The following is a 25,218-nucleotide window of genomic DNA, read 5'->3' as shown; positions in this document are numbered from 1 at the left end:
ATGCAATTCACTGTGACCATCAACCAGGTCAAGGCCTTGGAATGGGGGCTTAACTCCCAGCAGGCGCTGCTCTTCGCGTTTGTGTACGGCTGCCCAAGCTGGGCGAAGGCGACCAAGACGGATGACGGAATCTACTTTGTCCTGAGTAAGGCCAAGATCGTCGAAGAGCTGCCACTGCTCACCGACAAACCCGACACGGCTTACCGCATGCTGAAAGTGCTCGAACAGGCCGGCCTGATCGAGTTGTCCAGCACCTCAAGCGTTACGCTGCTGCGCCTTACGGAGAGGGCAGCTGAGTGGAACAAAAAGGAAGATGGATCGGAAAAATATCCGACCATGAAGGCCGGCGCCCGAGGTCGGAAAAAAATCCGATCAACCTCGGAAAAAAATCCGAGCAAGGTCGGAAATAAATCCGAGCGAGGGTCGGAAAAATTTCCGACAAATCAAGATACCAGTAATCAAGATACCAATCAGGATACCAGTCACAGTTCGCAGGAAGGTTCGGACGAGCCGAACCAGCCTGCCGGGAAAGTGGTCGCCTTTATCCCGGCCGGTGGCGAAGAGCCGCGTTGCGAAATCCCAGCCGATATGCCGGGCCCGAAAGACCAGTCCTGCAAAACCTTCAAGGCCTGGGCCAACTACGCGATGGCCTACCGCAACCGCTACAAGGCCTGGCCGGTGTGGAACGCGAAAGCCGGCGGGCAGATGGGGCAGTTGATTGACCGACTTGGCATTGAGGTTGCCCACCACGTTGCCGCGTTCTTCCTGCGCATCAACGACGCCAAGTTGATCAACGGCTGCCACAACCTAGGCGACCTCTTGACCAAATGCGAGGCCTACCACACCCAGTGGGTCACCAACCGCCAGATGAACGCCACTACGGCGCGGCAGCAGGAGCAGACCCAGGCGAACATCAACGCGGCTCATGAGGCGGCCGAAGCTATCCGCAGCCAGGGAGGGCAGCGCAATGCTTTCCTGTGAGCAAATTGCGGAACTGGCCGGCGCCATTTGCGCTACCGCTGAAGCTATGGGCCAAACCATCAGCGCTGGCGGCGCTCAAGTCATCGCCGAAGATCTGGCGGCGCATGAGCCCCAGGTGATCGTTGGCGCGCTGCGGGCATGTCGTCGGGAGCCGGCCGGGCGCCTGTCGCTGGGCATGGTGCTCAAGCACATCCACGCCGCCGACGGCAGGCCGGGCAAGGACGAGGCGTGGTCGATTGCGTTATCCGCGAGTGACGAGCATGAAACCGTGGTGATGACTGCCGAAATTCGCCAAGCCATGACCGCTTCAAATCCGATTCTGGAGGCTGGTGACAAGGTAGGTGCTCGCATGGCGTTCATGAGTGCCTACGAGCGCCTGGTCAGCTTCGCCCGCGCTGAGGATAGGCCCACGGCCTGGGAGGTCTCGTTGGGTTTCGATGCTGCTCGCAGGGTGGCCGCAATCGAATCAGCGGTGCGCGCCCAGCTGATCACCCATGAGGCTGGCACCAAGTACTTGGCCGATCTTCGTATCGCGCCCGTTACGGCGGACGGCCAGGCCATCGCCGGCCTACTGACGGGAGAGGTTCGTACCCAGCCAAGCGCGGCGATGCGCGAGAAGCTGGCAGAGGTCCGCTTGATCCTGACTGCATCGAAAGCGCGCAAAGACCAAGAGCGCGCCAAGGACAACCAGCGTCGGCGCGTCTCCACATACCTCCGTAAACGCCAGGCCCGCTCGGTAATCGCCGAGATGGACAGGGCGCAATGAAACGGGTCTGGAGCGTACTCATTCCCGGCCGGAGGCCGTTCTCCATGGTGCTGATGGACGGACCGCAAGACCAGGCCGGAGCGCTGCGCGAGGCCCAATTGATATGGCCGATGTGTGAGGTTGAAGCATGAGGCAGAGCAAGTTGACCAAAGCCGCGCGCGGCCGTGAGTGCCAGGTGCGCATTCCCGGCGTGTGCAACGGCAACCCCGAGACCACCGTCTTGGCGCACTACCGCCTGGCGGGCACCTGCGGCGTTGGCAAGAAACCGCACGACCTGCAAGGCGCCTGGTGCTGCAGCGCTTGTCACGACGCGTGCGACGGACGCAGCCGGGCAGTGGATCGCGACACCGCACGCCTGTACCACGCCGAGGGCGTCATGCGCACCCAAGTGGTGCTGCTCAATGAGGGGGTGCTGATCGCATGAATTCGCCTGTCATTCGCCCGTTCAGGGCCAAGCCGACTCGCGCCAAGCCCGTCGACCGGGAAGGGCAGGAGCAGGCCGCGCTGATGCAGGAGCTGCAGCTGCGCTACCCGCAGGTCTACAAGCTGATCTACCACGTGCCGAACGGTGGTCACCGCGTCAAGGCCGTCGCCGCCAAGCTGAAGGGTCAGGGCGTCAAGGCCGGCGTGCCTGACCTGGTGCTGCCCATGGCGCGCGGTGGCTACTTCGGCCTGTACGTCGAGTTCAAGGCCATGCCGCCCTTCGATGCCCCGGTCTCGCCCAGCCAGGACGCCTACCTGCAGGCGCTGGCCGACCAGGGTTATCTGGCCATCGTGTGCCGGGGGAGCATTGACGCCGTTGAGGCCATTCGTGCCTACCTGCTGCTGCCTGTCACGGTAGCCGCATGAGCGCGACCCGAGAGGTGAAGCTGAGCGAGGCTGAGGTGCGCCGGCAGGCTACCGACAAGTCAGTGCGCGATCTGCGCGACCCACGGCACCCCGGCCTGTATTTGCGGTTCTGGAGCAACCGCGAGCGTGGCACTTGGCACCTGGTGCGCGGCAAGAAGTGGGTGCCGGTCGCCCGCTGGCCTGACCTGACCGTGGCGGCGGTGATTGCCGAGCTGCCCGCGCTGCGTCAGCGCCTGCTGCGCGACCCGGCCACGGCGCCGGTGGTTTCCGGCATGGCCACCGTAGGCCAGTTGCTCGACTGGTACGGTGACCGCATGGCCCGCGACCGCTCGCTGTCGGCGAAGCGCAAGGCCGGGGCCAAGTCCGCCATTGCCCAGCACCTGAAACCGCGCCTGGATGACCTGGCCGTCGCCGACTTGAATGCCGACGCCTTGGACAAGCGGCTGATGTGGCCGTGCCAGGCCGAGGTGTCGCTGTCCTACCTGCGGCAGATGTTTGCGCTGCTGCTGACCGCCTTCCGCCAGGCCCTGCAACTGCGCCTGATCGATCGCAACCCGATGGCCGGGATGCGCTTTAGCGACTTCACCAAGGCCCGGATCCTGCCCAAGGCCGCCCGCCTGCGCGACGTGCAGCTGCCGGAGCTGATGCAGCAGCTGGCCCAGGCCGTCGAGCAGAACCCGGGCGACGCCATGCTGGCCTTGATGATGCTGGCCCACGGCACCCGGATCGGCGAGACCCGCATGGCCCGCTGGAGCGAGATCAGTCTGGCCGCTGCCGAGTGGTTCATCCCGGCCGCCAACACGAAGACCCGCACCGAGCACCGCCTACCACTGACCGACCAGGTGCAGGCGCTGCTGGTCCGGTACCGGGCGATTCAGCAAGCCCAGGGCTACGAGGGTGTTTACCTGTTCCCGAACCGCCGCCGGCTGCCGCTGAGCGAGACCCAGGCCAGCATGGTGTTCACCCGCCTGGGGCAGGGCGAGTGGACAAGCCACGATCTGCGCAAGGTGTCCCGCACCACCTGGACCGACCTCGGCATCGACGGCCACATCGGCGAGATGCTGCTGAACCACACGCTGGGCAAGATCGCCAGCACCTACATCAACACCCAGGCTATGCAGCAGCGCCGGGCAGCCCTGGAGAAGTGGCACGCCTGGTTAGACGGCATCGGCTTCGGTGCCATCCACGGCCTTACCAAGGCCTTAACCGGAATTTCACAGAATTCGGCCCAGCCAGCGGAACACAAGGCGTCCAGCGACCTTACCGCATTTGTAATTAGCGAGGATTCGAAATGAGAAATTCGGAGCACGGCGCCGTCGCTTTCCTCTACGGCCTGGAAGGTCGCGACATTGGGCAGGTGATCATTGATGAGTGGTTCGGGGTAGATCTGGGCGAGGAAGTGACCGATGAGCCACGGCCTGTGGGTTTGTTTGGCCTGGAGCACCTCGAAAAGCCGATTGTGACTGGCAGTGCTGTAGTGCCGCGCAGCCGTGCGGCCAAGCCTTGGCTCAAAGCCAAAAAGGGGCGTGTCCGCCAATGAGAAAGAGCCATGGCCCGGCTTTCAAGAAGGCCGTGATCGAGCTGGACAAGTGCCCTTTGTGCCGTGGGAGAGCGGTCACTCAGGGCCTGTTTCACGAACTGCCATGCGACCACTGCCATGCCTCGGGCTTTGTGGCGGCCGCAACCGGCGAGGCCCTGGCCCTGGATGAGCTGGTGACCCAGCTCAGCATGAGGCTCCGGGCCACGCTACAGCAGATCGAGCAGTTGAAGAACCCTCAGGCATCCGGGCCTGAGGCGACATATCAGGGGAGCAACCAGCGCGGCGCTGGCGGCACCAATTACACCGGGGATTGAGGGGGAAGGACCATGAAAGTAATCAGCGCTCGCCAAGCATGGCACGACGCACTACACGAAGATCGCCCATCGGCCCTGGCCGTTGCGGCAGAGGCCGCCACTCTCGGCAGGAAGGGCGGGCCAGGTGAGATCAAGGTAATGGTGATGCTGGAAAACCATGACGGCAAAGAGGTTGCCAAAGTCTACGAAATTCGCACCGAGGGCGTGCACGAAACTCGCTCAGGGCGCCGCCTTACTGATGCTCGCTGCGCTCACATGCTTGCAGCTGGCCTGGTGCTGGTGGCCATCGATTCGCTGCCGAAGTCGCTGCGCCACCTGGGCAACTTCATGTACTCGCCGGTTGCAACTGGAAACGACCTCAGCATCGCCCATGGTTTGGTTTGGCTCGGCAGCGGGCTTGAATCGCTGACTGATCGCAAGAAGCAGCGGGCTTACTGGATGGCGATGGCTGCTCTGCAGTCCCACAAGATGCTCGTGAACGGAGGCGAGGGAATGGGTCCAGGCGCCGTGTGCATGCTCGTTGAAGATCGTACAGGCGAGAAGATGAACCCGCAGAACTGGGCCCGGGATTGGCAGGTGATCTGGGATGCGCTTTGCAGTCACGTCGACAAGCTCGATAAACAGGCACTCAAGCCAGTTGCCGCGGTGGTTCAGCGCCTCCGTGATCGTGGCGAAAACCAGAGCGAGAAAGCCGCTTGACGTTTTGAGGAGCGTTCTGGCACTATTTCGCCATCGTGATAATTTCGCCTTTGGCGAAAAGTTAAAGAAACCCGGCGCCCTCGCCGGGTTTTTTGTTGTCTTACTCCGGCTCCTTTTTCGGACTAGGGAATAGCGGTGGTTGCGCAAGGAACCATTCCATCTCCTCAATTGGAACTTCGTGGACGATCTTTTTTAACGGGGTCACGGTAATGCCAGTTCTCTTGGGCTCCTCGTCAAGCGTCATTACCTTTTCCAGATACGCAATCGCTGAGCCCGCCTGATACTGAAAAGACCCAATATCAGACAGCTCAAACCCGTCTTCGTGAACAGCTTTGTTACGCGTGCTGGCAACCATTCGGATCGAGTAGATCACGTCGGAAGGCAACAGATGTTCTAAGGAAGAGCACTTCTCGTGAAGGCCGCGGCCATGTGCACCCAGCGAAGTCAGCATGGACTCGAGCTTTTTGCTAGCGGAGAGGATCGTTTCTAACTGCGTACTCATCAGATAGGCCTTTGAGATCAGCGCCTAAGGCTGAAGTGCCTTAGGAAACTCTCCAAATTGCCATCAGTGTTCAAGTTGGTCAATCTCGCTAGCTACAGCCCTCTCTGATCCCGCCCGGCCGGGACTTTTCTAGATTATTTGGAGCATTCATGGATCCGACCGACCTCGGCCCAGGCACAGCCACCTGGCTGGGCGGAACGGGCACTGTGTTGCTGGGTGGCTTTCTCTGGCTGCGCAAGTGGCTATCCAGGGATGCCACCGACAGGGCGATGGACACCGCCGACATCGGTGTAGTCCGGCGCTTAAACGAACTGCTCGACATTGAGCGCGAGGCCCGGAAAGAAGCTGAGGCCCGCGCCGACCAATTCGCCAAGGAGCGAAACGACCTCGCGGCTACTGTTGGCCGAATGGAGGGAAAGATCGAGGCTTTGACCAGTCAGGTGGCGAGCCTGACAGAGCGGGTGACATTGCAGAGCGATGAGATCGCCCGCCTGCGCCTCAAGCTTGGAGGTACATCGTGATGGACAGATGCGCACTGGAGTTCATTGCTCGCCGTTGGTGGCGGCGTGCAGAGGTCTGGATCATCGCCACTCTGCTGGTCGCCGGCGGTGCAGTACTAGGTTGGCAATCCGCTTATTGGGCCATGGTCAGCACTCAGGCCAGCCAGGTTGCCGAGATCCGTGCTGCCTACGACGTTGCCATGGCCGAGCGTGACAAGCGCCTGGACGACCTGACCAGCAAGACCGAGAGCGCCGCTACCAAGGCATCGAAGGCTGCAACCACCGCAACTCAGGCCGCCGACAAGGCTGATGAGGCGCTGAGCCGAACCCAATCGGAGCCATGGCCATGACTCGCATCACCGCAACGATAGTCTGCCGCCAGGCCTGGTGGCTGAAGTACTACCTTGCCGGCGCCCTCATCGTTTCCCATATAACCGGCCGCGAGCCTGATATGTGCCGCGTCTTTCGATGGATAGAGCGTGGAATTGAGGTCGAGGTGCACTGATGGCCAGGCTCAAGACACTGGGATCGCGCATCAAGGAGAGCGCAAGCTCGCGGGTCAAGGTGGTCACGCCTGGCAGCTGGCGTAGCGGCATGACCAGCTCTCAGCGTGGTTACGACTATCGATGGCAGAAAGCGCGAGAGCACTACCTCAATGAGCACCCGCTGTGCGTCTTCTGCGAGCGGAACGGCCGAACTGCTGCCGCAAAGGTAGTAGACCACATCGTTGCACACCGCGGTGACATGGTCCTTTTCTGGGATCAGACCAACTGGCAAAGCCTATGCAAGCCTTGCCACGACTCGGTCAAGCAGGCCGAGGAGGCAGCTGGCCTGGGCGGCTGAGTCATCAGTGGATCGCCGAAAATCAGCCAATAGGCACAGAGGCACGCCAGTGACGTGCTGCGAAAGGGGTAGGGGGTCAAAAGCTAGGGATTCTCAACTAGCTAGACCGCCACCGACCCCACGTACACATTTTTTCCCGTTTCAGGAAAAGTTAACCATGGCTTTAACCGACAAGAAGCGGCGGTTTGTTGACGCTTTGTTGTCGGGGGCCTCGAATCGCGAATCGGCGATCGCCGCCGGATATTCCGAGAAGACCGCGTCGCAAGCGGGCTCCAAGCTTGCGAAGGACCCCGATGTCCTCGCAGAGGTCGGGCGCCGTTTGAAACAAAAGCAGGCTTCCAGCACCGAGGTTAAACCCTCTCGAAAAGTTAAAGATGAACAGCCCCGAGACCTACAGGCCGACGAGCTGTCGTTAACCGAGACCGACGACCCGCGAGCCTTCCTTACTGAGCTCATGAATGCGGAAGGCGCCGACATGCGCCTGCGCTTGGAGGCGGCCAAAACCCTCATGCCGTATTCGCACGGCAAGGTCGCGGACCAGGGCAAGAAAGAGCAAAAGGTCGAGGCCGCGAAACAGGTCGGCAAAGGCAAGTATTCCCAAGGCAAGCCGCCCCTCTCCGTAGTGAAGAATTGATCTATGCAATGGACAACAGCCTGCCCGGACTGGTGGAGGTGCCTGGCTGCGGGCGAATCAATCATTCCTGATCCGCTGTTTCCAGACGAAGCAGAAGCCGGACTTGAGGTGTTCAAGGGGCTGAAGATCGTTGATGCCCCGGGCAGTCCCACCATTGAGGCCGCCTGTGCACCGTGGGTCCTGGCGTTCGCCGGGGCCATCTTCGGGAGCTACAACAGTGAGACCGGCGAGCGCCTAATTCGGGAGGTGATGCTCTGCATCCCCAAAAAGAACAGCAAGTCCACGATTGCTGCCGGGATCATGCTGACGGCGCTGATCCGCAACTGGCGGCTTTCGGCTGAGTTCATCATCTTGGCGCCGACCAAGGAGATTGCCGACAACTCGTTCATACCGGCCAAGGACATGGTCAACAATGACGATGAGCTGAAAGCGCTGCTGCATGTCCAGCCGCACCTACGGCTGATCACTCATCGCGAGACCGGCGCCACGTTGAAGGTGGTGGCTGCGGATAGCGACGTGGTGGGCGGCAAGAAGGCGGTCGGCGTCCTGATCGATGAAGCCTGGCTGTTCGGCAAGAACCCCAAAGCCGCTGACATGATCCGCGAGGCCACTGGCGGTCTGCTGTCGCGACCTGAGGGCTTCATCATTTGGTTGACGACCCAGTCGAACGAGCCGCCGGCTGGCGTGTTCCGCTCCAAGCTCAATTATGCCCGCGGCGTGCGTGATGGCCGGATCGACGACAACCGCTTCCTGCCGATCATCTATGAGTTCTCTCAAGAGATGATCAAAAGTGGCGAGGCGCGGAAGCCTGAAAACTTCCACCTGGTCAATCCGAACATCGACTACTCCGTCGATCGACCTACGCTTGAGCGCCTGTTTATGCAGGCTGAGCTGGACGGCGAGGCTGAATTGCGCGGCTTCCTGGCCAAGCATCTCAACATCGAGATCGGCCTTGCGCTGATGTCCGATGCTTGGGTCGGGGCAGAGTTTTGGGAGCAGCAAGGAGCAACGTGGCTGAACCTCGATGAAATTCTCACGCGGTGCGAGGTCATTGATGTGGGCGGGGACGGCGGCGGTCTTGATGACTTGCTCGGTCTTGCCGTCATGGGCCGGGAGACGGGAAGCCGTAGGTGGTTCCACTGGGCTCACGCCTGGGCGCACCCTTCGGTTCTGGAGCGCCGCAAGTCAGAAGCGCCACGGTTGAGGGACCTAGAAAAGGCAGGCGACATCACCATTGTGGAGCGCATCGGTGATGACGTTGAGCAGTTTGCGGCCATCGTTGCCCGCGTTAATGACACCGGCCTACTCGATAAAGTTGGCCTCGACCCGGCTGGCATCGGGGCAGTACTCGACGCGCTTGCGGATGCTGGCGTTGAGGAAGACAAGATCGTGGGCATCTCGCAAGGTTGGAAGCTCACCGGTGCAATCAAAACCACGGAACGCAAGCTTGCCGAGGGCACGCTGCTCCATTGTGGTCAGCCGCTCATGGCCTGGTCCTGCGGAAATGCCAAGGGCGTGCCTTCAGCCAACGCCTTCTTGATCACCAAGCAAGCCTCGGGCACCGCCAAGATCGACCCGCTGATGGCGACTTTCAACGCCGTTTCACTGCTCAGCCTCAACCCAGAAGGCCGCGGGGGAATGGACAATTTCATGGCAGGCATTCGGGATCCACTGATCGCATGAACGCATTTCATATTTTCATCGCCTGCGCAGTGATCGCTTTCTGCTTGGCATGCGGCGGCATCTGGATGCTGGCTGGTACCGGCTGGGCTTTGCTGGCGGGATCGCTGAGCTTTTTCTGCATCGCTGGCTTCATACGCAGAGGGCTTGTCAGTGATTAAAACCCTATCCCAGGCATTAGGCGCTGCTGCCACCAAGCCTTCAGCCAGCATGAGTGAGTGGCTGGGGAAGACTATCAAACTGTCGGATGGCGGTTTCTGGAGTGCCTTTAACGGTGCCCAGTCCAGTAGTGGTAAGTCAGTCAGTGTCGATAAGGCCATGCGCCTGTCCACCGTTTGGGCATGCGTCCGTATCATCTCGACTTCGGTAGCCGGCCTGCCGTTGAGCATCTACCGGCGGATGCCCGATGGTAGTCGAGAGAGCGCCCGCGATTTCCCGCTGTACGACGTCGTGCACAACAGTCCCAACGAAGACATGGCTGCCTTCCATTTCTGGCAGGCAGTCGTCGCCTCGATGCTGTTGTGGGGCAACGCCTACTGCGAGATCCATCGTTCTGCTGGACGCGTCATCGCCTTGGACTTCCTCATGCCGTCGAGAGTCGATCTTGAGTTCGACGACGATGGACGGCTCAGGTATTTCTTCAGGCCCCGAAAGGGAGCCCGCCGAGAGATCCAGCGGCAAGACATGCTGCACATTCCCGCCTTCACCCTGGACGGCCGAGTCGGCCTTTCAGCTATTCGGTACGGTGCGGATGTATTCGGCTCTGCGATGTCTGCTGACGACGCCGCCAACAGCACCTTCCGGAACGGCATGATGCCGACGGTCGCGTTTTCGGTAGACAAGACGCTGAATCCAGCCCAGCGCATCGAGTTTCGTGAGTACGTGAAGACGATCTCCGGGGCGTTGAATGCTGGCAAGAGCCCCGTGCTCGAGCAGGGTGTGAAGCCGGAAATGATCGGCATTAACCCTGCCGATGCGCAGCTGTTGGAGTCGAGAGGGCACAGCATCGAGGAAATTTGCCGATGGTTCGGCGTTCCCCCCTGGATGGTGATGAAGACCGACAAGGGCAGCAACTGGGGTACCGGTCTGGAGCAACAGCAGATCGCGTTCCTCACGTACTGCATCATGTCCTTCACGGCGCCGATCGAGCAGTGCGTGAACAAGTGGTGCATGACGGCGGTTGACCGGATCAAGTTCTACGCAGAGTACTCACTTGAAGCGTTCCTGCGTGCGGATAGCGCAGGCCGCGCGGCCTATCTCAGCACGATGGGGCAGAACGGCTACCTGACTCGAAACGAGGGGCGGCGGAAAGAGAACCTTCCAAGCATGCCTGGTGGCGATGTACTGACCGTGCAATCCAACCTGGTGCCACTTGACCAGCTGGGCAAGCAAAACGACAGCCAGGCCGCAAGGGCCGCACTGATGAACTGGCTTCAACAGCCGGAAAAGTAAATCACGGGAGCAATCCATGAAGCACAAGATCCAGTCTCGCGGCCTGCGCAGCGAGATGAGCCCGCGCGCGCTCGAAAAATGGAATCCCGCGATCCAGGCGGCCGTCGAGAATACCTCGGACACCATCACTGTTTACGGAGTGATCGGCGAGGACTGGTATGGCGAAGGCGTCACTCTGAAACGAATCGATGCCGCTCTGCGGGCCATCGGCGAGCGAGATGTCACCGTCTACATAAACTCGCCAGGCGGCGACATGTTCGAAGGTATTGCTATCTACAACCGCCTGCAGGAGCACAGCCACCAAGTCACCACCAAGGTGCTCGGGATGGCAGCTAGCGCTGCTTCAATTGTCTTCCTGGCCGGCAAAAAGCGTGAGGTGGCCAGCAGCGCGTTCCTCATGATCCACAACTGTTGGACCTGGCTCGCCGGCAATCGCAACTACCTGCGCGACATCGCTGACGACATGGAGGAGTTCGACGCCGCGATGGCAGACCTCTATGCCGAGACCAGCGGCCAGTCGACAGAAGACATGGCCGAGCTGATGGACGACGAGACCTACATCCGCGGCAAGCGTGCAGTCGAGCTTGGTCTGGCCACTGGGCTGTTGTCCTCCACTGAAGTCACCGAGCGCGAAACCGAAGACGCCTCGCAGGCCAATGCGCTCAAGGCCATGGATGTAGCGCTGGCCAAGGGTGGCATGCCTCGCTCCGAGCGCCGCGAACTGTTCGCCAGTTTCAAGTCCGGCATGCCTCGCGCTGCCGGCGGGGGTACGCAGAACGCTGCCCCGACCGACAAGCCTAGCGCTGTCGCGCCAGACCTATCCGCCTCTCTGAGCGCGGCAACCGATCTCCTCAATTCTCTGAAAGGAAAGTGACCATGGACTTTGAAGCCCAAGTCAAAGAACTCAACGCCAGCCTCAAGGGCATTGGCGATCAGATCAAAAGCCAGGCCGAGGCGACCGAGAAGCAAATCAAGGCTTCCGGTGAAATGAATACCGAAACCCGTGCCAAGGTTGATGAACTGCTGACCAAGCAGGGCGAGCTCCAGGCGCGACTGGGCGAGGCCGAGCAGAAGCTCGTGAACGCAAGCCGGGATCGCAACCATCAGGAGGAGCCGCAGAAATCGGTAGGCGCCCTCGTGATCGAAAGCGAAGAAATGAAGGACATGACCTCGTCCTTCCGCGGCTCTCGTCGTGTCTCCGTGCCGCGTGCGGCCATCACCACCGCAACCGGCGGTGACCTGGTGCAAACTCAGCGCCTGCCGGGGATCATTGCCCCGGCTCAACGCCGGCTGACCGTTCGCGACCTGGTCGCGCCGGGCACCACCGAATCGAACTCCATCGAGTACGTCCGTGAGACTGGCTTCACCAACAACGCCCGCACCGTGGCGGAGACCACTGCCAAGCCGTACTCCGATCTGACCTTCGGCCTGACCACTGCGAACGTGCGGACCATCGCCCATTTGTTCAAAGCCAGTCGACAGATGCTGGACGATGCCAAGGCCCTGCAGAGCTACATCGATGGTCGTGCACGCTACGGCCTCAACATGGCTGAAGAGGCTCAGTTGCTGTACGGCAACGGCGCCGGTGTGAACCTGCAGGGCCTCATGACTGTTGCTCAACTGTACGCCGCCCCGGATGGCGTTGCTGTGGTGGGCGAGCAGCGCATTGACCGCCTGCGCCTGGCACTGCTGCAGGCCGAACTAGCCGAGTTTCCATCGGACGGCATCGTGCTCAACCCGATCGACTGGGCGGCCATTGAACTGACCAAGGACGGGGAGGGCCGCTACATCATCGGTCAACCACAAGAAGGCACAAACGCGAAGCTGTGGAATCGTCCGGTAGTTTCCACCCAAGCCATGATCCAGAACGACTTCCTGGTTGGTGCCTTCAAACTCGGCGCTCAGATCTTCGATCGCATGGAAATCGAAGTGTTGATCTCGACCGAGAACAGTGATGACTTCGAGAAAAACATGGCAACGATTCGTGCTGAAGAGCGCTTGGCCTTCGCCATCTATCGCGACGAAGCATTCGTTACTGGCCCGCTGGTCACGCGTTAACCATCCCGCAGATCGGCGCCAGAAATGGAGCCGCAATGGAGTAAGCCAATGGCACGTAAACAGGAAACACCAGCCTCGACGGCTGATGCGAAGGATCCGGTATCGACCGTTGATTCCTGCAGCGAGCCGGCTGAGGCTGCCGGGATGCCTCTTTCGCCTGGCCAAGCGATAGTTCCAGACGCTAGCGACTCCGCTGATTCGGGCATCCCTGCAACTGCTTCAGGCTCGGCGGAGGGCTCGGGCCTGTTGACGGCAGAAGGACAGGCAGCCGCTGGCACTGGGCCTGATGGCGTCACAGGCGAGCAGGGTGCCGGTATCTCTACGACGGGCGCTGCCGATGCCGCATCCGAAGCCGTCGCTCAAGCTACCTCAGTCTTGGCAGATAGCGGCACCGGCGCTGATGAGTTGGCACTAGATGATCGGACCAAACCCAACCCTGCGACTCTTCAGATCTATCCGCTGCGTTCGTACATGGATGAAGGCGAGCTTCGCCGTCGCGGTGGCCCAGCGTACACGGTGCCGCGCCGGCACGCTGAGGAACTGGTACAGCGGAATCTGGCATCCCTCGAACCGCTGAAGGAGTAGGTGATGCCGGTTATCAGTATGTCCATTGCCCGGCATCACCTTCGAGATCCCGATGATGATGACGAGTATCTGGAGCTGCTGGTCGAGGCGGCTGAGGGGCAGGCGATGGACTACCTGAACCGCCGGTTTTACGCCAACCAGCAGGCGCTTGATGAGGCTGTCGCCGCCGGGGATGCCGGTGATTCGCCCATGGTCAGCAATAAGCAGATCCAGGCGGCTTGCTTGTTGATCCTCGGCCACCTTTACGCCAACCGCGAGGACGTTGTGATCGGGACCATCGCCACCGAACTGCCGCAAGGTTCGAAGGCGCTCCTGACGCCGCATCGTATCGGGTGGGGCATATGAGGGCCGGGCCGCTGCGCCACCGGCTGCAGGTTGCTCATCGACACGAGGAGAGGACTAAATCCGGGGGCGCTACAGTGACGTGGCTACCAGCTGCTCGCCCAGAAATGTGGGGTGAGGTTCGCACCCCAAGCGGTCGAGTCATTGCGGTTGCTGAAAAGCTGAGTGCTGTTGTAACCACCGAAATTATCGTCAGGCCGCGCCCAGATATCGTTGCAGGATCGCGCCTGACACGTAGGGGGATCACGTACCAGGTTGAGGCCGTGTTGCCTGACAACGAAAATTCCCTGATGAGGCTTCTCTGCTCATCGGTACCTAACCCATGAGGTGAAACATGAAAATTCGAGCACTGGGCCCGCTGACGGGCGCATCTGGTGAGCGCGAGAAGGGCGAAGAGTTCGAGGTGACCAACGAGCAGGGCGAAGGCCTGATTGCTCGTGGCTACGCTGAGGCCGTGGTCGACAAGGCCGTCAAGCCAGCGAAGGCCGATCAGGCCAAGGAGTAGGCCATGGCGCGCCGCTCGAAGATGCGCGGCGACATCCGCCTCCGGCGGACGCTGCGCAACATCCACAAGACGATGGACAACGAGTTGGCCCCGGCGATGCGCCAGGCCGCTGAGCGGGTTCTGGCTACCCAGCAACAGCTGATGCCCAAGGACACGGGAGCAGCGGCCGCCGCGCTGAAGATCTACGTCGCGCCCAGCGGGCTGGATGCGCAGATCGGCATTCGAGGAAAGCGCGACAATCGAAAGTTCTTCTACCTACGCTTCATCGAGTACGGAACCAAGGGCTACATCGGCGGCAAGCGCGCAGGGAGCCGGAACCGCCGCGCAACCAACAAGAGCGATGGCGAACACTTCTTCGGCAAATACCCGGACATTCCGGCCAGGCCGGCGCATCCCTGGCTACGCCCGTCCATCGACGTGAACCGCGAGTACGTCATGGCTGATATCGAGACGGCGGTGCGTCGAACGCTCCGCAAGGCAAGCCAGGGGGTAGGCAATGACTGATCCATCCCTGGCCCTACAAGAGGCCATCTTCGCCAGGCTTCAGGCGGAGGTGAGTTGCCCGATCTACGACGGTGCGCCCTTGAATGCGGAAATGCCATATGTGTCCATAGATCGAGAAGTTTCGGTCAACAACAGCCCGATCTCGGGCCGCAAGCGCGACACGCGCCTGCTGTACCTGTCCGTCTGGTCTGATGCTGTCGGCCAGGCCGAAGTGAAGCGCATCAACGGCGAGGTGATCGCCGCCCTGGACGAGCGCCCGCTGCCGCTGGAGGTTGGCCGCGCTGTATCGGTACGCGTCATCCAGTCGGACGCCCAGCGGGATGCTGACGGCGTTACCTATCAGGGCTCGATCACGGTTCGCGTCATCACCACCCACTGATTTAACCACCGGCCGCGCTGCGGCTTTATCCAATGTGCCTTTGGAGGAACCCCCATGGCCGAAGACAACCTCAACACAGCCGCTGGCTGCCGCCTCTTCATTGGTGGTAAGACCGGCGCTGATACCGTAACCGAGTACGAGGCCGATACCTATGTCCGGGTGGGCGAGATCGAAGACCTCGGCGAGTTCGGCGACACCTTCAACCCGGTGAACTTCACCTCTCTGGATGATGGCCGTGTGCGCAAGTACAAAGGCACTGCCGATGCAGGCAACATGACCATGGTGGTGGGCTTTGACAGCGGAGACGCCGGTCAGAAGGCTGTGGCTGTCGCGCATAAAGACCGCTCCAAGGGTAACTACAACGTCAAGGTCACCTTGAATGACGGAGACCCTGACGCAACCCCTGCGATCCTGCCGACTACGTTCTATTACGGCGTGAAGGTAATGAATAACACCGTGGCAGCCGGCCAGGCCGACAACGTGGTGCGCCGTAACGTCACGCTGGCGATCAATACCGACATCATCGAAATTCCAGCCGGACCGGCCACCCCATGATCTACGGGGCTGGCCCCGTCCCACCCCTGCGAGAAATCCAATGAGCGAAGCCATGCACGGCACCGTCACGCTGGTGATTGGTGCCCGTAGTTACACCCTGAAGCCGACGCTGGATGCGGCTTTGCGTATTGAACACCGGTTCGGTGGTCTGCGCGGAGCGCTGGAATCGATGCGACTGATGAGCATCGCCGCCTGTGCTGACATCGTGATTGCTGGCGCCGACCTGAAACCCGACCAGCATCCGGTTATCGCCAGTGAGGTGTTCCACACCGGTGTGGCCAAGGTGTCTGGTCAGTTGACCGAGTTCATCACCGTTCTGCTCAACCCTGTACCGCCGAGTGTGGTTGCCAAGGGAAAGGACGAGGCGGCCAGCACAGCGCAGTGAAAAATGGCAGCTACGTTGACTACCTGTTCGGCGTTGCCACCGGCTGGCTTGGCTGGCCGCCTGAAACCGCCTGGCGTACTCCCATCCCCCAAATCATGCTGGCGCTTGACGCCCGTCTCGACTGGGCAGGTCGCGGTCAGGTTCAGCCATCTGGCCAGCCCGCGGCGCCGCGTAGCCCCGGCAGCGTGGCCGACAAGCTGAAGGCCTTCTTCCGAGGCCGTCAGCCAAAGTAGTTTGCCGCCTCCGGGCGGTTTTTTTATGCTTGGAGAATTGCATGGCCGATCAACAAGTCCAGGGCATGCTTGTCCAGATCGAGGCGACAACGGCTCAGCTACGCCGCGAGTTGGCAAGCGCTGACCAGGTGGTGGCGCGCAGCACGCAGGCGATCGACCGCAACCTGGCCACCGTCGATTCGGCTTTTGACAGGGCGGGTGCAGCGGCTGAGAGCGCTGGTGCACTGATGCGTGGCGCCTTCGCTGCTGTTGCTGGCGCCGGGCTGATTGGCGGCATCATCAAGCAGGTCGACGCCTACGGGCAGATGTCGGACCGCATGAAGGCTGCCGCGGGCAGTGCTGGCGAGTACCAGATGGTGCAGGAGCACCTGCTTCGCACGGCCCAGGAAACCTATCGGCCCATGGCCGAGGCCCAAGAGCTGTATATTCGCACTGCCGATGTCATGCGCAGCCTGGGCTTCAATACCCAGCAAACGCTCGACATCACCGACAGCTTCAGCTTCCTGCTGGTGACCAACGCGGCGGCCGCTGACAAGGCCGGCTCTGCGTTGGACGCCTACTCCAAGGCGCTGCAGACCGGCAAGGTTGAGGCTGATGGCTGGGTGTCCATTCAGGACGCAATGCCAACCATCGTCACTGCGATCGCCACTGCCACCGGCAAAAGCGCTGAAGAGATCCGTAAGCTCGGCGTGCAAGGCAAGCTGTCGCTCGATGATATCAACACCGGCCTGCTGCGCACCGTGGAGGTCAACCGCAAGGCTGCGGCTGACATGTCCACCAGCGTGCAGGACGCGATGGTAAACATCAGTAACGCCATTCAGAACTTCCTGGGCGGCATGGAGGAGCAGACCGGAGCAGTTGCAGGCCTGTCTAGCGTGCTGATCGCCCTGGCCGACAACGTTGACCTGGTGGCGGTCGCCATGGGTGGCGCGGGCGCTGCGGCTCTTACCCTCTATGTAGCCAAGGCTGGCATGGCGCTGAAGGCCGCCCTGGCCCAGCGCATCGCGGAGGTCCAGAACGCACAGGCAGCACTGCGAGGCGCTGAAGCACAGCGCATCTATGCCCAGGCGCAGGTGCAGCAGGCGGAGGCCTCGGTAGCTGCCGCGACAGGCCTGCAGCGGCTCAATCTGGTTCAGACCCAGCTCTTGCCAAAACAGGCGGCGCTCACGGCATCCACCGAAGCGCTGACCATTGCCCAAGCCAACCTGACACGCGCCGCCACCGGCGGTTTGCTGTCGGCACTGGGCGGCCCGATGGGGCTGGCTTTGCTCGCCGGTACCGCAGCGGCCAGCTTCCTGTTACTCAGCGACAACGCCGACCAGGCGGGCGTCAGCCTGGACGACCTGCACAAGCCGGTTGCTCAGCTGCGAGAAGAGTTCGCCAAGCTCAACAAGGACCAGCGTGAAGCCTCGCTGGTGAAGTGGCAGCAAGAACAGGTCAATGCCGCTGACAAGGTGAAGGACGCCTATGGCGACCTGTCCCAGTCGATCCGATCGGCTGTGGTCACGGCCCCGGCGCGCGACTCTGGCGGCCAGTACAATCGGCAGTTGGCCGAATACCAAGGCCTGATCGATCGCCTCAATGAGGCGCGTGCCTCGGGACAGGGTTTATCGCCTGTGCTGCAGGAGGTAGCGACACGGCTGCAACTGCCGGCCAGCACGGTGCAGCAGTGGATCACCCAGGCGGGTGCCGTCAGCGACGCCGACCAGCGATCGAGCCTGATCGCGGAAACCCTGCGAGTGCTCACCGGTGTCACCGATGCGAACACCTCGGCCACCCAGGCGAACAATGCCGCCAAGGTCGGCATGAGTTCGGCGGGCCAGACGTATCTGGAAACGCTGCAGAAGCAGCTGGCCGGCCTGCAGGACAATGGCGACGCAATCAAGATCGCCAACCGCTACATCGCCGAAAACGCCGATCTCACCGAGACCGACCGACAGGCGATCCTTTCGGCGGCCAGCGCGATCGAGTCGCAGAAGAAGGCCAACAAGGATGCGACTGAAGGCAGCAAGGGCCGCACCAAGGCGCTGAACGACGAGGTCAAGGCGCTCGACGCGATCATCGACCGTGCGCTGCCGGAGAAGAAGCGCCTGGAGGACCTGGTCGAGGGCGTGCAGGGGCTGCGCAAGGCCCAGGCCGCCGGCAAGATCACCGCCGCCGAGATGGAGCTCGGCATCAAGAACCTGAACGCGGCCTATGCCGATCCGGAGTTGAAGAAACGGGCCGAAGAAGAGAGGAAGCTGGCGGAGATCCGGCGCAACAGCGCCGAAGCCTACCGCAAGGCCATGGAGGTGGTGCTGCAGACCCGGCAGGACGCAATCAATGCGGACGTAGCCGGCGTAGGCATGGGCGACGATCAGCGCGAACAGGCCGACCGGCTCAACGCTGTGCGGCAGAAGTATGCCGAGGCGCGCCGGCAGCTTGAAGAGCAGCAGGAGGATGTGTCGCGCCGGCTCAGCCAGGACGCCTATCAACAGCGGCTGGCGGACCTGGCCGACTACCAGGCCCGCGAGCTGCAGATGGAAGTCGACGGTTTCGACGCTCGCTTGCTGGCCCAGCGCGACTATCGCAACGGCGCCAAGCGGGCCTGGGCGAACATCCAGGCCGATGCCCCGAACGTGGCAGTCGCAACCGACGACATGCTGACTACGGGCTTCAATACTGCCCGTGACGCGTTGGCTGACTTCGCTATCAGCGGCAAGGCCAGCTTCAGAGACTTCACTACCAGCGTCATTTCGGATATGGCCAGGATCGCCAGTCAGCAGGCCGCGAGTTCGCTGCTGAGCGGTTTGGTTGGCCTAGGTGTTTCTGCTGCGAGCGCCTGGTTCGGCGGTGGCTCAGGTAACGGCATGACGCCCGGGTCTGCGGGTGCCATCTCGTCGAACCTCGGTGCGTCGCAGGCGGGCTATGGCAGTACGTACTTCCCCCAGGCGCTGGGCGGCGCTTGGTCTGGAGGCGTGCAGTTGTTCGCCAAGGGCGGTGCGTTCACCAACAGTGTGCTGAGCCGCCCGACTGCCTTCGGCATAGCAAATGGTGGCCTAGGCGTGGCCGGCGAGGCTGGACCTGAGGCAATCATGCCGCTGGCCAGGGGCTCGGACGGATCGCTTGGCGTTCAGGTCGTTGGTGGCAACGGCGGCGGGTCCACCGTGGTGCAGCTCAATGTGCCGGTTTCGGTGAGTGTTGAGGACCGCAGCGCAGACGGCATGGAACTGGACAGCACCACCCTTCAGCAAAACCTCCAGCAGCAGATGCAGGGGGTGGCTGAGCGTGCCATAGCCGCCTCGTGGCGGGCGGGTGGTGTGAGTTATCGAAACAGTAACGGGAGGCGCTGATGGCGATCGAAACCTTCACCTGGACGCCAGACGACGAGGCCAGCGGTGATAGCACCTTACGCACCCGGAAATCACAGTTCGGTGACAACTACGCCCAGGTGTCCACCGATGGCCTAAATGCCGAATCTGACAGCTGGTCGCTGTCGTTCGGCGGTCTGGCTGACGAGCTCGCACCTATCCTGGCGTTCATCCGGAGGCACCGGGGCGCCACGTCATTTCTGTGGACGAATCCCGAGGGCGTCCTTGGGCTTTATCGGTGCGAGACCTTCCGGCAGCAGCGAAAGCCGGGCGGTGTGGCGGTGCTGACAGCTACTTTTGAACGAGCATTTCATCCATGACCTTGATCACTCAGCTGCAGAAGCTGGAACCCGGTGCAGAGATCCTGTTGTTCGAGCTGGACGGTTCCGATTTCGGAGCGGACACCCTGAGATTCCACGGGCATGCGATACCGCACACGCCTCAAGAGCTTGCAGCGGCAGGCGCGAACGCCGATCAGCTGCCAGCCAAGTCGATCTGGTGGCAGGGCAATGAGTATGGCGCCTGGCCCATGCAGATCGAGGGCATCGAAGCGAACTCGGACGGTACTGCCGTGCGTCCCACGCTCACCGTAGGTAACGTCAACGGCCGGATCACGGCCCTGTGCTTGGCCTTCGACAACCTGCTCGAGTTCAAGCTGACTGTGCGTCACACGATGGCGCGGTACCTGGATGCGGTGAATTTCCCGTCAGGTAACCCGGAGGCCGACCCGACCGATGAAGCCATTGAGGTCTGGTACATCGACCAGAAGGTGTCCGAGAACGGCACCACGGTTTCTTGGGAGCTGGCCAGCCCTGGCGACGTGGGCGGGGAGACGATCGGCCGGCAGATGACCCAGCTACGTCACTGGGCAATGACTGCCGGCTACCGTGGCCCCAACTGCGGCTACACCGGCCCCTATTACAATTTGGACGGCAACCCCACGGACGACCCGGCCAAGGATCAGTGCAACGGCTGTCTCGACTCAGGCTGTACCGTTCGCTTTGGCCAGGGCAACCGACTGCCCTTTGGCGGCTTCCCGGCTGTTTCCCTCATCGCACGGAGCTGACCATGCGCAAACATATCTTGGCCGCCGTGCAAGTGCACGCTGCGGCGGAATACCCGCGGGAGTGTTGCGGGCTGATCGTTACCGTTGGTCGCTCGCAGCGCTACGTACCGTGCGAGAACACTTCCGCCGATCCTGGCGAAGAGTTCCGCATTTCGCCAGAGCAGTACTCGGCAGCTGAAGACCAAGGCGAGGTGATCGGCATCGTGCACTCGCACCCCGACGCCACCAGCAGGCCGTCCCCCCGTGACCTGGCAATGTGCGAGGCCACCGGGCTGCCCTGGTACATCCTGTCGTGGCCGGAGGGTGACCTGCGCACTGTCACGCCCACCGGTCACACACCTCTGCTCGGGCGGCCGTTCGTGCACGGTGCTTGGGACTGCTGGCAGGTCTGTGCTGACTGGTACAAGCGAGAGTGGGGTCTGGAATTTCCGGCCTACGCGCGGGAGGAGGGGTGGTGGGAGAAGCCGGACGGTCCAAGCCTGTATGAGCAGGACTTCGAGTCTGCTGGCTTCTACCAGGTCAGCCAGCCGCAGCGCGGCGACATGATTGTCATGGCCGTGGGCCGCACGGCACACCCGAACCACGCCGGCATTTACCTCGGCGCTGACGCTCGGCTGCCGGAGGAATCGGCGGAGGTCTTCGGACCTGGCCCGTTCATGCTGCACCACCTGCTGGGGCGACCATCAGAAATCGTTGTCTTCGGCGGGCCATGGCTCGATCGAGCGCGGCTGGTGCTGCGTCACCGCGGCGCCAGGTGATACATTCCGTCTTTTCAAGGAGTGATGCCATGCGCGTAATGGTCACGATACTGAGCTTCGTGCTCTTGGGCGGATGCGCTTCGATGAATGAGAAACGGGCTGCTGGGCCGGCCTTTACCGCCAACAGTTCGAAACCCGTAGACAAAGTCGCAGAGTGTGTCTTGTTTGCCTGGCAGAACCAGTCTTTGATGGGGGCTCATTACGCTGCGGCATTGCAGCCATTGGCTGGTGGAGGGAACACAGTCATCAGCGCAGGAGAGGTCGAGTTCGCGGACTTTGATGCTGCGAATGGCAAAACGCAGGTGCGTCTCTACTTCCAAACTGGCTTGATGGACTGGAGGAAAAAACGACGAATTGAGGCGGTTGAGAGCTGCCTTTGATCAAACCGCCTTCGGGCGGTTTTTTATTTTCCGGAGGCATGCATGTCTGATTCAGCAATCCACTACACCGCCATGACAACCATTAAGTTGTCAGGCTCCTTGGCTCAGAAGTTTGGTCGTACCCATCGCCGGCAGCTGGATACTGGCGATATATGGGAGGCATTCCAGGCGTTGAAGGCTACCCTGGTTGGATTCGAAGACGAAATCCGCCGCCTTGATGGCCTGGGCCTGCGGTTCGCGGTATTCCGGAATCGACTGAATGTCGGGGCGGATTCGTTTGACCGCGGTGGTGTCCGAGAGCTGCGTATTGTTCCTGTGATCGGCGGGAGCAAGCGCGGCGGCTTACTGCAAACCGTTGTTGGGATAGCCCTCATTGCCGCAGCAACATTCGCGACTGGCGGGCTAGGTGCGGCCTTCGCTGCTGGCGCTGGTGGTTGGGGAGTTGCAGCTGCAGTGGGCGCATCGATGGCCATCGGCGGCGTGATTCAGCTCCTCAGTCCCCAAGCCCAAGGCCTGTCACTGAGCGCTGCGGCTGAAAACAAGCCGTCCTATGCATTTGGCAGTGCGAGGAACACCACAGCCAGCGGCAACCCCGTTCCTATCTGCATCGGCGATCGACGCTGGGGTGGAGCGATCATCTCAGCCTCGATCGAGGCGCAAGACAAGGCCTAGGGCCAACTCAGCTAATAGACCGCCTTCGGGCGGTTTTTTATTGCCCGGAGGAAAGTATGGGCCCTGTAGATCATCTGGAAATCACCGGCGCCAAGGGCGGCGACAGCAAGCCGAAAACTCCGGTCGAGGCACCGGACAGCCTGCAGTCGACGAACATCGCCAAGATCCTGCTGGCCGTGGGTGAGGGCGAATTCGACGGTAGGCCAACCGACCGTGACATCTACCTCGACAACACGCCGATCATGGACGCCAGCGGCAATGTGAATTTCCCAGGCGTGAAGTGGGAGTGGCGCCCAGGCTCCGTCGAGCAGGAGTACATCCAGGGCATTCCTTCGATTGAGAACGAAACCACCGTCAACGTCGAGCTGCGCAGCGACAACCCGTTCACCCGCGCCCTGAGCAACACCCAACTCTCGGCCGTGCGCGTGCGCATGACTTGGCCGCGCCTGGCGCAGCAGGACAGCAACGGCAACACCAACGGCTACCGCATCGAGTACGCGATCGATATCGCCACCGACGGCGGCGCCTACGTCGAGGCACACCTCGGCGCCGTGGACGGCAAGACCACCAATGGCTACCAGCGCTCCGTGCGTGTGAACCTGCCCAAGGCGTCCTCCGGCTGGATGCTGCGTGTGCGCCGGATTACCTCAAACGCCAACAGCGGCACAATCGCCGACACGATGACCATCGCTGGCTACACCGAGATCATCGACCAGAAGCTGCGCTATCCGAACACCGCGCTGCTGTACATCGAGTTTGACGCCCAGCAGTTCCAGAACATCCCGGCTGTCACCGTGAAGTGCAAGGCCAAGCGTTGGCCGGTACCGACCAACTACGACCCGGTAGCCCGTACCTACACAGGCGTATGGGACGGCACCTTCAAGCAGGCCTGGACCAACAACCCTGCGTTCGTGACCTACGGGCTGTGTGTCGAAGATCGGTTCGGTCTGGGTAAGCGCATCAAGTCGTGGATGGTCGACAAGTGGGAGATGTATCGCATCGCCCAATACTGCGACCAGTTGGTGCCGGATGGCGTGGGTGGTCAAGAGCCGCGCTATCTGTGCGACATGAACCTGCAGGGCCGCTCCGAGGCCTGGACGCTGCTGCGTGACTTGGCGGCCATCTACCGGGGCATGGTGTACTGGGCCCACGGTTCGCTGTTCATGCAGGCGGATATGCCGCGAGCCCAGGACATTGACTACGTGTTCACCCGAGCCAACGTAATCGACGGTGACTTCGTCTACGGGGGCGCCGAGCGCAACACGCACTACAGCCGCGCCTTGGTCAGCTACGACAACCCGGCCAACAATTACGACACCGACGTCATTCCGGTGACCGATCTGTCGCTCCAACGCCGGTACCGCGATCGCCCAATCGAGCTGTCGGCGATTGGCTGCACCCGCGCCTCCGAGGCCCAACGCCGCGGTAAGTGGGCGCTGTTGAGCAACAGCCAGGACCGCACCGTCACCTTCAAGACCGGCATGGAAGGACGCATTCCACTGCCTGGCTACGTCATTCCCATCGCAGACGAGCTCGTTGCGGGCCGTCCAAACGGTGGCCGGATTTCGGCGGCTGCCGGCCGCGTTGTGACCTTGGACCGTGACACGCCGATCAAGGCCGGTGATCGCCTGATCTTGAACCTGCCGAATGGGACTGCTCAGGCGCGCACCGTGCAATCGGTAGCTGGGCGCGCGGTCACGGTGACCACCGATTACGGGGTCCAGCCTGAACCTGAGCTGCAGTGGGCAATCGACTACGACGACCTGGCGGTGCAGTTGTTCCGCGTGCTGAAAACGACGCGGACCCAGGAGGGCGAGTACGAGATCACCGCGCTCGAGTTCAATCCGAGCAAGTTTGCAGCGATCGATACCGGTGCCAAACTGGACGAGCGCCCGATCAGCGTCATCCCGGTGACCACCGTGCAGCCGCCGGCGAGCGTGACGCTGTCGTCTACCCACATGATTGATCAAGGCATCGCGGTCAGCACCATGACCATCGCTTGGCCGGCAGTGGAGGGTGCCGTTGCTTACGATGTTGAATGGCGCAAGGACAACGGCAACTGGATTCGTCTGCAACGCACCGGCGCTGCTTCGGTTGATGTGGTAGGAATTTACGCTGGCGCTTACCTGGCTCGGGTACGGGCGGTCAGTAGCTTCGACATCACGTCGATCTGGAAAAGCTCGAATCTGACTCAGCTGAATGGCAAGGAAGGCCTGCCGCCGGCCGTTACGTTCTTGGATACCGAAAGTCTGCTGTTTGGCATCGGCATCAAGTGGGGCTTTCCAGCAGGCGCCGAGGACACCCAGCGAACGGAGCTGTGGTACAGCGAAGGCACCGATCTGGGCTTGGCCACCAAGCTGGCCGACCTGGCTTATCCGCAGAATGAGCACGTCATGCAGGGCCTGCGCGCCGGGCAGCGTTTCTTCTTCTGGGCGCGCCTGGTGGATCGCACCGGCAACCTCGGCCCGTTCTTCCCGGTGGCCCCGGCAGTGGTTGCCGGAATGGCCAGCGCTGATGCTGGCGCGATCCTCGAGCAGATCAAGGATCAGATCACCGAAAGTGAACTGGGCCAGGAGCTCACCAGCCGCATCGACCTGATAGACATGAACGGCCCTGGGTCGGTGAACGATCGGATAGGGATGGCCAAGACCGAACTGGCCCAGCAAATCAGTGAGGTGAACAACGC

At 61.6% G+C, this 25,218-nt stretch carries 32 protein-coding genes and 1 pseudogene; 32 read left to right on the top strand and 1 reads right to left on the bottom strand.

All coding sequences use genetic code 11. The annotated features are described in order from the left end of the window. The 8 genes from DMX12_RS08215 (at position 1) to DMX12_RS08180 (ending at position 5,149) form a co-directional block, all read left to right on the top strand. The gene (locus DMX12_RS08215) at positions 1-981 is read left to right on the top strand and encodes a hypothetical protein (RefSeq protein WP_054904005.1); all 981 of its coding nucleotides are present in this window, start codon (positions 1-3) and stop codon (positions 979-981) included. After that, positions 968-1,747: a hypothetical protein gene (locus DMX12_RS08210; protein ID WP_110677043.1), complete on the top strand. Its 780-nt coding sequence runs from the start codon at positions 968-970 to the stop codon at positions 1,745-1,747. The genes DMX12_RS08215 and DMX12_RS08210 overlap by 14 nt, the downstream gene beginning before the upstream one ends. 127 nt (positions 1,748-1,874) lie before the next feature. Next, positions 1,875-2,171: a DUF1364 domain-containing protein gene (locus DMX12_RS08205; RefSeq protein WP_110677041.1), complete on the top strand. Its 297-nt coding sequence runs from the start codon at positions 1,875-1,877 to the stop codon at positions 2,169-2,171. Next, positions 2,168-2,596 carry a VRR-NUC domain-containing protein gene (locus DMX12_RS08200; protein ID WP_110677039.1) on the top strand — a complete coding sequence of 143 codons (429 nt, stop codon included), beginning with the start codon at positions 2,168-2,170 and terminating at the stop codon, positions 2,594-2,596. The genes DMX12_RS08205 and DMX12_RS08200 overlap by 4 nt, the downstream gene beginning before the upstream one ends. Continuing rightward, positions 2,593-3,891, top strand: coding sequence for a site-specific integrase (locus DMX12_RS08195; protein ID WP_110677037.1), 1,299 nt, complete (start codon positions 2,593-2,595; stop codon positions 3,889-3,891). Before DMX12_RS08200 ends, DMX12_RS08195 begins: the two co-directional genes overlap by 4 nt. Further along, positions 3,888-4,136, top strand: a complete 249-nt coding sequence (locus DMX12_RS08190) for a hypothetical protein (RefSeq protein ID WP_110677035.1) — start codon at positions 3,888-3,890, stop codon at positions 4,134-4,136. The genes DMX12_RS08195 and DMX12_RS08190 overlap by 4 nt, the downstream gene beginning before the upstream one ends. Next, on the top strand, positions 4,133-4,450 hold the full coding sequence (locus tag DMX12_RS08185) for a hypothetical protein (RefSeq protein WP_054913610.1): 318 nt from the start codon (positions 4,133-4,135) through the stop codon (positions 4,448-4,450). The genes DMX12_RS08190 and DMX12_RS08185 overlap by 4 nt, the downstream gene beginning before the upstream one ends. A 12-nt stretch (positions 4,451-4,462) precedes the next feature. Beyond that, on the top strand, positions 4,463-5,149 hold the full coding sequence (locus tag DMX12_RS08180; protein ID WP_054913609.1) for a hypothetical protein: 687 nt from the start codon (positions 4,463-4,465) through the stop codon (positions 5,147-5,149). A 100-nt stretch (positions 5,150-5,249) separates the two neighbouring features. Here the strand turns inward: DMX12_RS08180 and DMX12_RS08175 are convergent, their stop codons facing one another. Next, the gene (locus DMX12_RS08175; protein ID WP_054913608.1) at positions 5,250-5,651 is read right to left on the bottom strand and encodes a hypothetical protein; all 402 of its coding nucleotides are present in this window, start codon (positions 5,649-5,651) and stop codon (positions 5,250-5,252) included. 149 nt (positions 5,652-5,800) lie between these two features. Between DMX12_RS08175 and DMX12_RS08170 the strand changes: the two genes are divergently transcribed. The 24 genes and pseudogenes from DMX12_RS08170 to DMX12_RS29845 all read left to right on the top strand — a co-directional run. Continuing rightward, entirely contained in the window at positions 5,801-6,172 is a 372-nt protein-coding gene (locus tag DMX12_RS08170) for a hypothetical protein (protein WP_054913607.1), read from the top strand. Then, positions 6,172-6,501 carry a hypothetical protein gene (locus DMX12_RS08165; protein ID WP_110677033.1) on the top strand — a complete coding sequence of 110 codons (330 nt, stop codon included), beginning with the start codon at positions 6,172-6,174 and terminating at the stop codon, positions 6,499-6,501. Before DMX12_RS08170 ends, DMX12_RS08165 begins: the two co-directional genes overlap by 1 nt. Further along, a complete protein-coding gene (locus DMX12_RS29435; protein WP_177411251.1) occupies positions 6,498-6,656 on the top strand; it encodes a hypothetical protein in 159 nt (52 codons plus the stop codon). Before DMX12_RS08165 ends, DMX12_RS29435 begins: the two co-directional genes overlap by 4 nt. Then, positions 6,656-6,994 (top strand): HNH endonuclease, encoded by a 339-nt coding sequence (locus DMX12_RS08160; RefSeq protein WP_110677031.1) that lies wholly within the window; start codon positions 6,656-6,658, stop codon positions 6,992-6,994. The genes DMX12_RS29435 and DMX12_RS08160 overlap by 1 nt, the downstream gene beginning before the upstream one ends. A gap of 157 nt (positions 6,995-7,151) precedes the next feature. Then, positions 7,152-7,628: a terminase small subunit gene (locus DMX12_RS08155; RefSeq protein WP_110677029.1), complete on the top strand. Its 477-nt coding sequence runs from the start codon at positions 7,152-7,154 to the stop codon at positions 7,626-7,628. Between the two features lie 3 nt (positions 7,629-7,631). Further along, positions 7,632-9,311 carry a terminase large subunit gene (locus tag DMX12_RS08150; protein WP_110677027.1) on the top strand — a complete coding sequence of 560 codons (1,680 nt, stop codon included), beginning with the start codon at positions 7,632-7,634 and terminating at the stop codon, positions 9,309-9,311. A gap of 150 nt (positions 9,312-9,461) precedes the next feature. Continuing rightward, the gene (locus DMX12_RS08145; protein ID WP_110677025.1) at positions 9,462-10,760 is read left to right on the top strand and encodes a phage portal protein; all 1,299 of its coding nucleotides are present in this window, start codon (positions 9,462-9,464) and stop codon (positions 10,758-10,760) included. Between the two features lie 16 nt (positions 10,761-10,776). Then, on the top strand, positions 10,777-11,634 hold the full coding sequence (locus DMX12_RS08140; RefSeq protein ID WP_110677023.1) for a head maturation protease, ClpP-related: 858 nt from the start codon (positions 10,777-10,779) through the stop codon (positions 11,632-11,634). A 2-nt stretch (positions 11,635-11,636) separates the two neighbouring features. Further along, positions 11,637-12,818 (top strand): phage major capsid protein, encoded by a 1,182-nt coding sequence (locus tag DMX12_RS08135; protein ID WP_110677021.1) that lies wholly within the window; start codon positions 11,637-11,639, stop codon positions 12,816-12,818. A gap of 588 nt (positions 12,819-13,406) precedes the next feature. Beyond that, the gene (locus DMX12_RS08125) at positions 13,407-13,748 is read left to right on the top strand and encodes a head-tail connector protein (RefSeq protein ID WP_110677019.1); all 342 of its coding nucleotides are present in this window, start codon (positions 13,407-13,409) and stop codon (positions 13,746-13,748) included. Further along, the gene (locus DMX12_RS08120; protein ID WP_110677016.1) at positions 13,745-14,071 is read left to right on the top strand and encodes a head-tail adaptor protein; all 327 of its coding nucleotides are present in this window, start codon (positions 13,745-13,747) and stop codon (positions 14,069-14,071) included. The genes DMX12_RS08125 and DMX12_RS08120 overlap by 4 nt, the downstream gene beginning before the upstream one ends. 8 nt (positions 14,072-14,079) lie before the next feature. Then, the gene (locus DMX12_RS29430; RefSeq protein ID WP_177411250.1) at positions 14,080-14,250 is read left to right on the top strand and encodes a hypothetical protein; all 171 of its coding nucleotides are present in this window, start codon (positions 14,080-14,082) and stop codon (positions 14,248-14,250) included. Between the two features lie 3 nt (positions 14,251-14,253). Continuing rightward, positions 14,254-14,754 (top strand): HK97 gp10 family phage protein, encoded by a 501-nt coding sequence (locus DMX12_RS08115; RefSeq protein ID WP_009681824.1) that lies wholly within the window; start codon positions 14,254-14,256, stop codon positions 14,752-14,754. After that, complete coding sequence (locus DMX12_RS08110; protein WP_054913598.1) at positions 14,747-15,133, top strand: DUF3168 domain-containing protein; 387 nt, start codon at positions 14,747-14,749, stop codon at positions 15,131-15,133. The genes DMX12_RS08115 and DMX12_RS08110 overlap by 8 nt, the downstream gene beginning before the upstream one ends. 54 nt (positions 15,134-15,187) lie before the next feature. Then, a complete protein-coding gene (locus DMX12_RS08105; protein ID WP_009681822.1) occupies positions 15,188-15,688 on the top strand; it encodes a hypothetical protein in 501 nt (166 codons plus the stop codon). 40 nt (positions 15,689-15,728) lie between these two features. Continuing rightward, positions 15,729-16,073, top strand: coding sequence for a hypothetical protein (locus DMX12_RS08100; protein WP_033690111.1), 345 nt, complete (start codon positions 15,729-15,731; stop codon positions 16,071-16,073). Further along, positions 16,070-16,306, top strand: coding sequence for a hypothetical protein (locus DMX12_RS29850; protein WP_110677014.1), 237 nt, complete (start codon positions 16,070-16,072; stop codon positions 16,304-16,306). Before DMX12_RS08100 ends, DMX12_RS29850 begins: the two co-directional genes overlap by 4 nt. Before the next feature lie 41 nt (positions 16,307-16,347). Continuing rightward, positions 16,348-19,638, top strand: coding sequence for a phage tail tape measure protein (locus DMX12_RS08090; RefSeq protein ID WP_110677012.1), 3,291 nt, complete (start codon positions 16,348-16,350; stop codon positions 19,636-19,638). Beyond that, positions 19,638-19,976 (top strand): phage tail protein, encoded by a 339-nt coding sequence (locus tag DMX12_RS08085; protein WP_054913693.1) that lies wholly within the window; start codon positions 19,638-19,640, stop codon positions 19,974-19,976. Before DMX12_RS08090 ends, DMX12_RS08085 begins: the two co-directional genes overlap by 1 nt. Further along, positions 19,973-20,722: a phage minor tail protein L gene (locus DMX12_RS08080; protein ID WP_110677010.1), complete on the top strand. Its 750-nt coding sequence runs from the start codon at positions 19,973-19,975 to the stop codon at positions 20,720-20,722. The genes DMX12_RS08085 and DMX12_RS08080 overlap by 4 nt, the downstream gene beginning before the upstream one ends. Positions 20,723-20,724: 2 nt before the next feature. Next, positions 20,725-21,480 (top strand): C40 family peptidase, encoded by a 756-nt coding sequence (locus DMX12_RS08075; protein ID WP_110677008.1) that lies wholly within the window; start codon positions 20,725-20,727, stop codon positions 21,478-21,480. A gap of 29 nt (positions 21,481-21,509) precedes the next feature. Next, positions 21,510-21,860, top strand: coding sequence for a hypothetical protein (locus DMX12_RS08070; protein ID WP_064314679.1), 351 nt, complete (start codon positions 21,510-21,512; stop codon positions 21,858-21,860). Positions 21,861-21,902: 42 nt separating this feature from the next. Next, the gene (locus tag DMX12_RS08065; RefSeq protein ID WP_110677006.1) at positions 21,903-22,532 is read left to right on the top strand and encodes a tail assembly protein; all 630 of its coding nucleotides are present in this window, start codon (positions 21,903-21,905) and stop codon (positions 22,530-22,532) included. Between the two features lie 56 nt (positions 22,533-22,588). Further along, positions 22,589-25,205: pseudogene (locus DMX12_RS29845) on the top strand (host specificity protein J); the annotation flags it as partial. Between the last annotated feature and the right edge of the window lie 13 nt (positions 25,206-25,218).

The sequence above is a fragment of the Pseudomonas sp. MB-090624 genome, from assembly GCF_003205245.1.
GTDB lineage: Bacteria > Pseudomonadota > Gammaproteobacteria > Pseudomonadales > Pseudomonadaceae > Aquipseudomonas > Aquipseudomonas juntendi.
Note: the sequence above shows the minus strand (reverse complement) of the source record. Positions and strands in the feature narration are given on the sequence as shown.